The 11,734-nt window shown below is 55.7% G+C and carries 10 protein-coding genes and 1 pseudogene; 2 read left to right on the forward strand and 9 right to left on the reverse strand.

Features of this window, described 5'->3' with window-relative positions:
* Positions 1-427 precede the first annotated feature (427 nt).
* From repC to repA, 3 genes are all read right to left on the reverse strand, one after another.
* Positions 428-1,636, reverse strand: coding sequence for a plasmid replication protein RepC (gene repC / locus AF337_RS06970; protein ID WP_011053503.1), 1,209 nt, complete (start codon positions 1,634-1,636; stop codon positions 428-430).
* A gap of 155 nt (positions 1,637-1,791) precedes the next feature.
* Positions 1,792-2,817, reverse strand: a complete 1,026-nt coding sequence (repB, locus tag AF337_RS06975) for a plasmid partitioning protein RepB (protein WP_004672729.1) — start codon at positions 2,815-2,817, stop codon at positions 1,792-1,794.
* Positions 2,814-4,028 (reverse strand): plasmid partitioning protein RepA, encoded by a 1,215-nt coding sequence (repA, locus tag AF337_RS06980; RefSeq protein WP_011053501.1) that lies wholly within the window; start codon positions 4,026-4,028, stop codon positions 2,814-2,816. Before repA ends, repB begins: the two co-directional genes overlap by 4 nt.
* 434 nt (positions 4,029-4,462) lie before the next feature.
* Between repA and AF337_RS39900 the strand changes: the two are divergent.
* Positions 4,463-5,086: pseudogene (locus AF337_RS39900) on the forward strand (acyl-homoserine-lactone synthase).
* Positions 5,087-5,496: 410 nt separating this feature from the next.
* Positions 5,497-6,531 (forward strand): zinc-dependent alcohol dehydrogenase, encoded by a 1,035-nt coding sequence (locus AF337_RS46040; RefSeq protein ID WP_011053500.1) that lies wholly within the window; start codon positions 5,497-5,499, stop codon positions 6,529-6,531.
* Positions 6,532-6,537: 6 nt separating this feature from the next.
* Here the strand turns inward: AF337_RS46040 and prs are convergent, their stop codons facing one another.
* The 6 genes from prs to AF337_RS07015 all read right to left on the reverse strand — a co-directional run bounded on the left by prs (position 6,538) and on the right by AF337_RS07015 (position 11,391).
* Positions 6,538-7,479, reverse strand: coding sequence for a ribose-phosphate diphosphokinase (gene prs / locus AF337_RS06990; RefSeq protein WP_011053499.1), 942 nt, complete (start codon positions 7,477-7,479; stop codon positions 6,538-6,540).
* A 2-nt stretch (positions 7,480-7,481) separates the two neighbouring features.
* The gene (locus tag AF337_RS06995; protein WP_004672715.1) at positions 7,482-8,597 is read right to left on the reverse strand and encodes a nucleotidyltransferase family protein; all 1,116 of its coding nucleotides are present in this window, start codon (positions 8,595-8,597) and stop codon (positions 7,482-7,484) included.
* A 29-nt stretch (positions 8,598-8,626) separates the two neighbouring features.
* Positions 8,627-8,956 (reverse strand): hypothetical protein, encoded by a 330-nt coding sequence (locus tag AF337_RS07000; RefSeq protein ID WP_004672714.1) that lies wholly within the window; start codon positions 8,954-8,956, stop codon positions 8,627-8,629.
* Between the two features lie 5 nt (positions 8,957-8,961).
* Complete coding sequence (locus AF337_RS07005; RefSeq protein WP_004672713.1) at positions 8,962-9,456, reverse strand: hypothetical protein; 495 nt, start codon at positions 9,454-9,456, stop codon at positions 8,962-8,964.
* Between the two features lie 80 nt (positions 9,457-9,536).
* Positions 9,537-10,805, reverse strand: a complete 1,269-nt coding sequence (locus AF337_RS07010; RefSeq protein ID WP_049731551.1) for a radical SAM/SPASM domain-containing protein — start codon at positions 10,803-10,805, stop codon at positions 9,537-9,539.
* A 31-nt stretch (positions 10,806-10,836) separates the two neighbouring features.
* Entirely contained in the window at positions 10,837-11,391 is a 555-nt protein-coding gene (locus AF337_RS07015) for an adenine phosphoribosyltransferase (RefSeq protein ID WP_004672710.1), read from the reverse strand.
* Positions 11,392-11,734 lie beyond the last annotated feature (343 nt).

Genomic DNA, 11,734 nt, shown 5'->3' on the forward strand with positions numbered 1-11,734 from the left:
TTCTCCCAGTGTTGTGGAAGTGCCGCCGCGAATCAGCCCCGTAGATTGCGGCGCTGCGGATGGCAGCAGGTAGTTGTTCCTATTGCGTCCTATCCATGCGGCGCCATCGCCCACTCGCGATTAGCCGGCACAGCCGGCCGCCTTGCGATTTGCCGCGCCGGTGCCAATGAATTGATGAAAGGCGGCTGCCATTTCGTGCGAAGACTTCGCTCCTGGTCTTGTTCGTGCGCGACCTTGGGCGCGTTCGTATTGAGATCACGGTCTACTGTTCCCCTAAGAGGCGTCATTTGGCTCGGGAGCCAGACGGTAACCGGCACAATGCCTGCGACAAGCCGCCTTTGAAAGTTGGTGTTTTCCAAGAGGTTAGCTTGGTGGTCAGCTGACCACAACCGAAATCCTCAACGGCAGGAATAACGATCAGCCGCACTTACCCAGCCCTCAAACCGCCTTGCCCATTGGCCTTCAACAACGCCATTATCATCGGGCCAAGCGAGAATTCACCGCGCTCACTTCGGCGCGTTAGATCCCGCAGATAGCCTCCAGGAGAGTTGATGAAGTTAGCCCTTTCCAGGATGCACGCAATTGCCACCGCAGCATTCTCCGGTCCTAGCGCCTCGCAGGCATCCTGGTAGGCGGAAGGGCTTACCCCCAGCATAGATCGAACCACCACAGCGGCAGACATCAGATCTCGCCAGCTTCCCACGCCGCGCGGTGCATAGTCGCTGATCATCGGGCACGCCTTGAGCACCAATCCCAAGGGGAACGCCCTTTGCGATTCATTCTTCGGCTGAAGGCTCAAGCTCGCCTTTGCCCCCTGCTCCTTTTCGGAGCGTGGTTCAGATTCATTTACGGATTCGGGTTTTGAATTCTGTATGTGCTGCTCGATATGAGCAGCATTGGTGCTAATTTTTTCAGCATTCTCGAGGTTTTCCAAACGATTAAGCACTTCCTCACGGAGCATCTCCATTTCATTGAGAACGCTAGTGACCCCTTCAAGGGTCGGAACGCGCGGAATTCTGCTCGCGAGCGCAATGTAGATGTCCTCGGTCGTCTTCCAATCGCCGTCGGCGCCCTCGACCATTGCAGCAGTAATAAGTTTGCGAACATCCCGCCGGCAAATTGTAAGGCTCTCTTTGGCTTTCCTGAGCGAGGCTCTCTCGGCCGCCACTCTTTGCGCCAACATCGCCAACTCTTCCGATCGCGCCAGGAGGGGCGACAGGTCGAAGCCAAAAGCATTCTCGATCTGGCCATCGTCGCCCTTGCGGGCGAAGCGCTTGCCATTGGCGCTATCCTTACGGACGATCAACCCCGACTCCACCAGAATGGCAATATGCCGCCGCAACGTTGCGCCCGCCATTGCATGCGCCCGAAGCGCCAGTTGGGCATTCGAGGGGAAGACAATCAATTGTGCATCCTGACGCAACTCATTGTCAGGATAAAAACTCAAAAGTGCGTCAAGAACAGCCAGACTGTTCGACTGGATCTTGAGCAGTTCCATCGCGGCGGAAGCGTCTCTCAACACTTTCCACTTATCGGCAGCTTTTCCATGCTTGATTTCCATTGCCGCCTGGCGCCGCACGAGCGCAAGCGTCATTGGCCGCCGCCCGAACGGCGTCGCTACATTCCCCGACTGCATTGTCTCTCACCTTTCAGCAGGCAAAGGAAATTCGCTCACCAAAACGGCGCCAAAGACTCTTGACGAGGATTCGAGGAAATGCGATTCTGTTCTTGCTACAGAGACAGAAGGGCTTCCACGACGGCGACGTTGAGGGAGCTCTTTTCTTTTGCGGGTTACACTCCCTGTTTCCGTTGATGCTTTGCGCGATGCTCCTGGTAAAGCGCCGGCAAATGCTCGAGTACGAAAGCCGCGAAATCCGGCGTGGCTTTCCTGTCAATGGTAATTTCTAGCTTGCTCTTGCTCTGCGTGACCTGCGCAAGCCTGTCGCCATCGGGGGTCGACAGGACGTCTGGCAACCCGCGCGCAGTCCGACGCGGTTTCAGATGGTCGATCACTGCCTTGAACCGTTCCGACGACGGCAGCGCCTGCACCTCCTCCGAGGCAGCATATTTCGCAGCGCCTGCCGGAGGCGATGCTTTCTCAACCAGCTCTGCCAATTGCTGCCAACTTGGGCGTCCAACGCCTGGAGCGGCGCCGATGGCATCGATCAATTCAGAGGGGAGGGCGTCAACAAGCAGGAGCATCTTCGACAAGTTGCTTTTATCGATTGACATAGCCGCGATGACGATTTCTCGTGGAAACTGCTTGTTTAGCTTGTGTGCGAAACGTGCCTTTTCGATGAAGGTGAGGTCTTCGCGCTCATTGTTTTCCTGACCCTGTGCGACAACCAACTGCTCGTCCGTCAAGTCTCGAACAACCGCCTTGACCGGCAGTCCTAGCTCCGAAACGGCGCGCAGCCGGCGGTGTCCAAAGGCAACTTGGTAGTGCGCGGGTTTAACGGGATGAGGTCTCACAAGGATTGGGACCTGCTGTCCTTGCTCGCGGATGGATGCAAGAAGTCCTTCGATATCACCTTGCATGCGATCCTGAACGAAGGACGGCTCGATTGACGACGCGTTCAGTTCAACCACGGCCTGACCTTCGGCGAGACGCCGCTCGATCTCCTCGGCACGACCAAGACGATCATTTTGCTCGCGCAACGCGTTACCGATGTTTGCAGTCAGCTTCGTCGCTGGATCTCGTTCTTTTCTGGTCACGCCGAGAAGCGGCATGGAGCGAGTCTTTGCCGCTCTGTGTTCAGCAGCTGATGAGCTGTCGGGCGCGTCCGTGGTGACGTCAAGGAGGTGCTTCCGACTCATGTGGTTCTACCCCATGCTTTTTTGATTAGAGTTTCGATCTCGTCGTTGACGGCGTTCATCGCCTCTAAGGCCCGATCATAGGTCGAGCGCGTGAACTGTCCGCGCTCAACCTCAAAGAGGGTTTGATTCGTCAGGCCAGCGTCCGAAACGGCGGTCGTCTTGAGCATCGGAAAATTGAGGACATTTTCGCCGAAGATCGAACGCAGATAGCCCACCATCTGGTTCTGCGGGCCATCGCTCGGTTCAAAACGAGTGACGAGGTAGCGCATCCAATTGAACTTGAACTGGGCGCCTGCGTTCTCGATTTCCCGAAGGAGATTCGAGGTCATCGCCAGAAACTGGTTCATCGACATTACATCCAACATCTGGGGATGGACGGTGACGAGGATCGAGGTTGCGGCGGTCAGAGCTGAAAGCGTGAGATAGCCAAGTTGGGGAGGGCAATCGATAACGACGACATCGTAGTTGTCCGCGATGTCTTCGATGACCTGACTGATCCGACCGTAAAAAAGCGTGTCACCTTCCTTCCGGTTCATAAGCGCGCGCGGGGTATCGTGCTCAAACTCCATCAGTTCAAGATTGCCAGGAATTAGATGAAGATCCGGGATGTACGTTCCTCGGACAACCTGCTCGATTGGGACCTGCTCGTCATCATACCGGATGGCGCCATAGAGTGTTTCGTTCGGACCAACGTCAGTTTCTGGCTGACTGCCGAAGAGTGCGGAAAGGCTTGCTTGGGGATCAAGATCAATCGCGAGAATCCGGTAGCCACGCATTGCCAGGTACTGTGCCAGATGCGCGGCTGTCGTCGTCTTGCCCGAGCCGCCTTTGAAATTCATCACCGAGACGACTTGAAGCTGCTCCCCCGTGCGACGATGGGGCAGGTAGCGCCGGTTCCCGCGGCCAATCAGGTCCAGGTGCTTACGGATTGAATGAATATCTTCGATCGTGAACGTGCGTCGACCGCCAGGGCTCATACTAACGTGCAGTTCAGGCATTTCCGAAGCAGTTTGTCTAAGATAAGACTCACCGATGCCAAGCAATTTTGAGGCTTCTGACGGTGCAAAGGATCGAATGCCCTTTTCGGACGTCGGCGGGAAGACCTTGAGATGATGTGCTTGAAGTTGGCTGGAGAGAGCGTCAGCATGACGCTCCATCAATGCGGTCAACCCTTCGACGACCGGCGCTGTGTTTGCTGCGGTTTTCGCCATCTCAAAATCCATTTCCTGCAAGTGGCGGAACTTTTCGCGAAACCGCTAAAGTTCCGCCACTAGCTATTAGAGCCGATTCTGCATTTTGAGCAAGGGGTTTTAGGTTAACGAAAGGCTAACGTGGATAAACCCGGAACGTAGAGTAAATGGATTTTTCCGTTTATATCCTGCAGCTTAGCAAGACCGCGGTACCGATTGGTCATGGTGTGTTTTATTGTGAATCCTACAAATGTGCCCCGGCGATTTAGACGAAAAGCAGAAGACCTCGGCAAAGTCGGTGATCCCCTTGCCGCGACTCACTCGCACAAAACCGTAAGCATTCGACAACGGACGCCCGATTCCAATTCGTGCAGAGTTCCCGGCGCCTAACGGCGGCGGAGAAATTCATGCAGGTATTCGCGATCTCGACACCAAAAATTTACTACGAAGCGTAGCTGCTTCAGGACGATCATAGGCTACGTGCGAGGATCTTTTCCACTCGCACTTGGGATGTAGAAGTAGTCGACGAGTGCGAGGCAGATGGGGTTGACGCTCTCGCCCCGACTGCCATCCTGGATGTCACCGCGGCTGGACCACTTGCAGGATGTGCACGCGATTTGTCTGCGATGGGACCGACCATGCTGGTAGACGTATTTCCGTCTCTGCTCCCGAAGGGCCGCCTGAACGCCAATCCCCTGATGGTCTAGAGTTCTCGCTTTTGCGTCGACACCTCGAAGAGTGGAGGGGAGGGGAGGGGAGATGGTTCCGTTCACGAGGCAACGCTGACCTTGTTCGCCGGCATCGTAGAATGGTGCCTGGGAGGTGGTCTCAGCGAAGTCGTTGCGGTAACGGATATCAGGTTCGAGCGAACTCTTGCTAGCGTCGAATGGCCTCTCCCGCGCTTGGGGCAGCCAGAGAAGATCGTTGCCACCACCGCCATCGCAGGCACGCGTCCAGCAAACGCTGAGACCTTTCTGATGTTGCGGCCGCCCAACTACCGATCTAGTTGCCGTCATCCTTCTCGGTGCGACTCGGATTGTTGGTCTGTTCGGTTCGAACCGGTGCGCCACGAAGGATGAAGCTTTGGACGATGTGGCGATAGGCTCTTAGGAGGGTTCGCGCGGGCAGATGAGGGAAGGCGACATGGCATCTTCGCAGAGATGAGGATGCATCGAAGAACGGGCTGGTAAACCGCGGCTCGTGTTTGAGGCTGGTGGCATTGACGCGGCCCAAGCGCTCCACTCTACCTTCAATAGTTTCGTCGCTCCTTGCGCAAGGGAACACTTCTGCCGCTTGAAACGTCCTTTGCCGTTTGCGCCGACGATATCTCCGAGAAGCTTGTCAAGACCCAGGACATAAGCAAGCCCGCCAGCAAGGCACGTGATTTCATCAGCTTTCTGACTGCCGCCTGTGGTTGTTGGCTAGATTCTGGATGCAAGTAAGTGTACATATTAGGATAGTCGGTGTGTCGGGGAGCGAGAGGTCTCGTATGGAGGTTCGTGGACTCGTAATTACTTGCCCCCGCAAGGTTGAAGAATGGACATTGTCGGTTCCACTCGCCGTATCGTCCGAAGTCGGTGTGCGGATAGAGTTGTGTGGACTCTGCACACCGGAGCAACGCGTTTATCGGGGCGCCAAGCCGACTTACCCCTATTGGGGCGGGCACGAGTTGTCAGGCACGATCGTGTCTCTGCCGGACGATGTACCGGATGGCCTGCGCGTAGGAGACCGCGTTGCGGTGCTTTTAATGCGCAGATGCGGCCAATGTCGTGCCTGCCGCCTCGGACTGGACAACCACTGTGCATATTTAAATCCTAAAGCGAGAGGAGGGGTGCCGCAGGGGCCGGGGGGATTGGCCAATTTTGTGGGCGTACCCGCCTATCAGGTTTTTTCCGTACCTTCCTTTTTGGCTCCCGAGCGTGCCGCGTTAGTTGAACCTGTCGCCTGCGTGGCACGCGGCATAAATAGGGCGCGTGCAAAGGCTGGAGACACTGTGGCCGTCATCGGCGGAGGCACGATGGGCCTTCTCCATTCGATACTTCTGACAACCAAAGGATGCGACGTTTACCTTTTCGATGACGACGTGGCAACGCATGGGCCTGTGATGTCGACCGGCGCCCATGCAACGGGGTCAGTTCATTCTCTGTCTGATCCGAAACTCGTCGAGAAATTAACGGATGGCTGGGGCTTCGACTGCATCTTTTGCACGCGCTTCGGTGTCAGAGGCATTCAGGGGGCCATAGCTGCGGCGTCACGCGGTGCCAGGATTGTACTCTACCAATCGATTCCGACGTCCGATTTGTTATCGGTAGGCGCTAACTTTCTGCATTACCGGGAAATTGAACTGATCGGCACCATAGCCCAAAGCGCGGACGACGTGAGAAATGCCATTCGAACCATCGTTGAACACGCCGCACGCTTCGACGTGCTGCAGGTCAATCTTTGGCCCTCGTCAAACGCCCAAGAGGCATTCGAGCAGGCGCTCGATCCACGTGTTAATCGCGTGATGCTAGATTTCAGGTAATGCTTCTCAGCGTGCCTGCAGCGCGCCTGCAATTTCGTTGCCGATCGAGACTACTTCGACACTGTCGGGGAAATTGTCGGTACGTCCGACGCTGTCGGTCACAACGATGCGGTCGATCTGAGACCGTCCCCAGTTTTCGTTCAGCGACGGCGTGAATATGGCATGGGCTGCGGCAAGGGTTATCTTGCGAGCGCCTGCCGCTTTGAGATGTGCGGCGGCTGAAAAAGCCGTCTGACCACTGTTGATTTCGTCGTCAATCAGGATGATCGTCCGGCCAGCAACGTCCCCCAGAATCTCGACGCTCTCCCGAAAGTCATCATCGTCTCTGCGGTGCTTGCGCATGACAGCGAATGGGCAGCCGAGCAGGGCCGCCAAGTGCTCAGCTCGCTTCGCTCCGCCGAAGTCCGGTGAAACGACCATGTCGCCATCGACGGCCGCAGAACCGAGATGGCGAACTAGGGCGGGAGCGAACTGAAGATTGACGACAGGACAGGCAAATGCGGCGCACAGCTGAGGAACATGGAGTTCGAAAGTTATCAGCCGATCTATACCGAGCGTTTCGATAATCCCCGCAAGGATTCGCACCGGTACAGGTCCGCCGTCGAAGGCAGGGCGATCCGAACGCGAATATGGGAGGTAGGGAAGAACAGCGGTAATCGTGCGGGGACCCCGCGCCCGCACGGCACCAAGCGCTAGGAACAACTCGAAAAGACGATCATGAACGCTGTCAGGAAATGTTTGCACGACCACCACATTTCCGCCAAGCCCGCCGTCGCGCGGAGTGACAGCCATCTGGCCATTGCTGAACACCTGCGTGTTTAGGATCGTTATTCCTGACCGCGTGAGGGCCCGATGGACTGTTGACGCAAACTTTGCAGAGGTTTCGGTTGCTGCGATACGAAGGTCGTTCGCCGCAGGATCTGTACGATATGGTGACTCGGGCGCCATATTTACGCCAGCTCAAGATCGTTAACAGTGGGAATAGACAGCAGTTTGGGCAACACGTCGCCCCAATCATGTTGAAGTGGTACCTCGGTTTGATCAGGTCGAATGAGCTCTAGGAACTCGGACGGTATGTCTATCCCACAGATGCGCTTCATCTGCGTCAGGACGAAATATAACGCCGGCCTCATCTCGTATTTGTAACCTATCGCAGCGACCTCCGCCCAGCTAATATTCGCCATTTCTTTGTGTAGAACCGCATGAAGATCGCCGAACATCAATAGTCGAAGCGAATTATAAAGGAAGGCCTCGTGATAAAGCCTGGCCGAAAGGAACCAGACGGCGCCAGTCGCGGATTGGACCTGCAATATGCGGCCTAGACCGTTTGCAAGACGCACGCCTGACCATATGTCTTCGACATCGATGCCGACGGAGAGATTTACATGCATATCAATGAAGATGGGCATGTGCAGCTTCTTCGCGGAATCGATGTATCCCTTTACGTGGCGGTAGCGCAGCTGGCGTGGCACCGCGGGACCAGGGAACGGAGATTCAACGGATTCTATCCTTACAAACACCGGCAAGGAATAGCTTTCGCGGAAGGTTTCGTCATCGAGTTCCTTTCGTTCCGGATGCCAGTTGCCATTTGAAGGGTCGAAAATACCGTGCCGGTAGCCGAGATCGAACATGAGCCGCTGCACGCGCTGCGCGTCAGCGGGCTTGACCATGATGTCGAGATCGGTCATCGGCCGTAGGAGTGGATCGGGATAGTGGAGAAGCGCGAGATCTGGTCCCTTCACCAGGAACCAGGCGATGCCGGCCCGATCCAGCGCATCCATGATTTCTGGCAGATTGCGAAATTCGAGTGCGGACCTGACCTTTGACATGACAGTCCAGCACTGAACGTAATGCGCCGCCTCAGTAGGCAATAGTGTCAACAAATCGAGGCGGCGCAAGTGATTCTCAAGCAGCGGCACCGTCCGATTATGCTCGGCGCGCCATACCACATAGGGCCAGTTGACAGGCTCCTTGCAGAGACGAACCAAACGCTCTTCATCCTCGGGTCGTAGGTAGGCCCGGCAGGTGATCAGCAAAATAGAGTCTTCTGGTGACAACCGAAGCATCGCGGAGACTCCTGATACGGCTGCGTGATTTATTTCGAACTTTCCGGGCTGCCGAATTCGGCTAGTGTCTGCCTCAGGTCGGCGAACTGTTGTTCGAAGGAAGCGAAACTCTGGTCGACGTTTTGTCCAAGCAACTGTTCAAGGCTGAGCGTTTCTTCAGCGCGTTCCTCTTGTCCAGACATAAGCTTGTAAACCGAACTTACCGGCAGCAATCGCGACAAGAGTTCACCACCGCGGCCCGTCTGGGCGCTGTCCCGAATTTGCCGGATGCAACTTTCGGCAAGCAATCCGTCAATCACGATTACCAGCTTGCCATCCTCTTCGTCAACGGCGTAGCCAAACAGTCGGGAACTAGCCATTGCCGCTACCTCTGAACCTTCTTGAGGTCTTCCACTTCACTGCGTATCTGCAGCAATTGTGCCTGAGCCGAGAGAAGTTTGGCGAATGCGGCGGTAACCGCCTTTGCCGATTGTGTGTCGGAACCAGTCATCCTAACCGGTCCTCGCCCAATGCGGCGTCCTACAAGACCTGAATCGGCGGCGCGCGGCCAATTGGCTTTGCCAAATTTCTTCGAGGCGGTTATATCAACGTAGTAGTCTTGTAGTTCGCCGTTAGCAGCGAGTGAGCCGGATTTCGACCGTTGCGATCTGCGTGACACCTTTAGCGATTGCTCTAATTTTACAAGGCCAGCCGTCAATTGCTGAGCTTGGTCATCCAAACCCGCCTGCAGCCGGGCGAGTCCTTCCGCGAGACGAGAAATCACCTGGGCTTGCTGGGCGGCTGCTTTGTTGCCGGATCGTATCGCGTTGTTCGCAAGTGTGTGCGCCACACCCGCCGCACCTCGGAAAGCTCTGCTCATCCTCAATCCTCCACGTTATTTTTGTTGACCTGGTTAAATTACGTCGTCGACACAGCAATTATTACGTCGCGCCTCCTGCGTTAGTGAGTGTGTTGCGCAGCAGCCGCGATTTCCTCCGAGAAGTTATAGACAGGAGCTTCGGCGGCGGGCCGACGCTCTTTCGCTATAACTCCGCGGCGGTAGGTGGAATCTTTCGTCGGGTCCACCAGGGCGTACTCCGGAAAACCTCCGTTATTGTAAAGTTCCTGGCACAGCGGATAGGGCGCGTCCTTTTCACCATAGTGCGACCAGCTACTCATCTTGCAGACGCCGCGACAGACTGGATAAAACACGCAGTTGCCGCAGACGCCCTTAACCTCGCCACTCACCACCTCGCGTAGCTCATGGAAGAACGGGCTGTTGCGCCAGATTTCCATCAAGGGCATTTCGAAGGCATTGCCGGCGATCATTTCCGGATCATCGTAGGAGGCACTGCACATCGAAACTTGTCCGTTCGACAGTATGCCCAGTACGTTGTCGCCCCAACCGCAAGTATGCACGCCGTTCAGATACTTGAGAGGCATCAGAGCCGGCGGCAGAGTCATGTATGCAGCGCCACTCTCAAAATGGGGAGATTTCAAAAGATCGCCTATCAGTAGCTTGCATTCCTCCAAGCTTATCGCATTGTCCTCATGGCTGCGCGCGTTGCCCATCGGATGTATGTTGAGCAGCGTCCGATGCTTCTTGATGCCCCAGCCGAGCACCAAATCTATAATCGAAATCACCTTGTCATAGTTGTTGCGATAGGCAGTCGTCGTTACCACCGTAGAGATGTCAGTTTTTCCAAGCCGCTGCAGGACAATCGCAGTCTTGGCGAACGCACCCGATTTTGCTCTGAAAGCGTCGTGCGCCTCTGGGTCGAAATGGTCGAGGCTGATGAAGACCGTCAAATTGGGGAGCCTACTTAGCTGCTCGATCGTGAACTCGTCAAAGAGGGTTCCATTCGTCTCGAAAACCAGCTCCTTCAGCCCACAGGATGCGAGATATTCCATGACTGCCATGAATTCCTTGTGAACCATCGGTTCACCCCCGGAAACCTTAACCTTGCGCAGCCCATTGGGTAGTGCTTGCTCGATCAGTCCTTGGATCGCCTCCAGGTTGAAATCAATGCCCTTGGCCTTGGACCCGACGCCTGCGATGTAACAGTGGTGGCATCCCAAATTGCACTTGCGGGTTAGAAACAGATAGATCGTTTTAATTTCGTTTTCCGAGACGACTCGTTTCGAAAGTTCACTTGTGACGAGGGCCTGTAGCGTCTGACTGGCTACATGCACGTCCTGCGGTGTCGAAAGCCAATCAGGGGTATTCATGCGCTTGCCTCCTCACGTCTATGCTGCTGCGCTAGCACGTCATCGCACTGATCACTGGTGCGTCGTCCAATTGACGCCTGCCTTTCAAAACTTCGATTTCGAGTATGAATGCGTATCCGGCGATCTCTCCGCCTTGGGACTTGACAAAATTCCCAGTCGCCCGAGCAGTGCCACCCGTCGCTAGAAGGTCATCAGCAATCAGGCATCGCAGGCCGTCACCGATGAGGCCGGCAGTTACCTCCAGGGTTCCGGAGCAGTATTCACAGCTGTATTCAAATGAGAGGACGTCCCCCGGCAGTTTACCGGGTTTCCTTACCATGATGAAACCGCAACCAAGCCTATCAGCCAATGAGGCGCCCAAGATGAAACCACGCGCATCAACCGCCAAAATGGCATCGATTTCTGTTCCCGACACTTGGCTTGCGACGGTAGAAACGACTTCGCCCAATGCACCTCTACCAGCCAGCATAGGCGCTATATCCTTGAACAAGATCCCGCCTATCGGAAAGTTAGGAAATTCTCGTAATGCTTCTACACCGGATTGGTTAATCCGTGACGCCCCGCTATTTGGAACAGCTACAATCATTTTACTATCCCCCACATGTAACCATCTAAGAGCCTCGTAAGGTGCGATGGCCTCGCGCACTTTGTGGCCAGCCACCAGATGCCATGGGCCCTGGAAGCTTATCAGCGGCGGCGGCCGCCGCGCCTACCACGTTCCTCTGGGCCGGCACGGGTCCGCTCTCTGACCAGATCACGCCGGAATTCGCCAGCGCCGCGAACAGATGAAACATCAGTCGGCCGCATAATGTTGTCTCCTCGAAAGAAGCTCCGATCATGATTCGTCCAGCCCTGATCTTAGTGCCGAGTCAACTTTACGTCGCCTTGAGGTCCGTCAGCACCTTGTCAAAAGCATCCTTGACCGGCTT

It is taken from the genome of Rhizobium ecuadorense (assembly GCF_001187535.1).
Classification (GTDB): Bacteria; Pseudomonadota; Alphaproteobacteria; order Rhizobiales; family Rhizobiaceae; genus Rhizobium; species Rhizobium ecuadorense.

Bases quoted from the DNA above. Each gene is read 5' to 3' on its own strand.
- AF337_RS07005 (WP_004672713.1), bottom strand. From the start codon at position 9,456: ATGAGCAGAGCTTTCCGAGGTGCGGCGGGTGTGGCGCACACACTTGCG.
- AF337_RS07015 (WP_004672710.1), bottom strand. From the start codon at position 11,391: ATGATTGTAGCTGTTCCAAATAGCGGGGCGTCACGGATTAACCAATCC.
- prs (WP_011053499.1), bottom strand. From the start codon at position 7,479: ATGGCGCCCGAGTCACCATATCGTACAGATCCTGCGGCGAACGACCTT.
- AF337_RS46040 (WP_011053500.1), top strand. From the start codon at position 5,497: ATGGAGGTTCGTGGACTCGTAATTACTTGCCCCCGCAAGGTTGAAGAA.
- AF337_RS06995 (WP_004672715.1), bottom strand. From the start codon at position 8,597: ATGCTTCGGTTGTCACCAGAAGACTCTATTTTGCTGATCACCTGCCGG.
- AF337_RS07000 (WP_004672714.1), bottom strand. From the start codon at position 8,956: ATGGCTAGTTCCCGACTGTTTGGCTACGCCGTTGACGAAGAGGATGGC.
- repA (WP_011053501.1), bottom strand. From the start codon at position 4,028: ATGGCGAAAACCGCAGCAAACACAGCGCCGGTCGTCGAAGGGTTGACC.
- repC (WP_011053503.1), bottom strand. From the start codon at position 1,636: ATGCAGTCGGGGAATGTAGCGACGCCGTTCGGGCGGCGGCCAATGACG.
- AF337_RS07010 (WP_049731551.1), bottom strand. From the start codon at position 10,805: ATGAATACCCCTGATTGGCTTTCGACACCGCAGGACGTGCATGTAGCC.
- repB (WP_004672729.1), bottom strand. From the start codon at position 2,817: ATGAGTCGGAAGCACCTCCTTGACGTCACCACGGACGCGCCCGACAGC.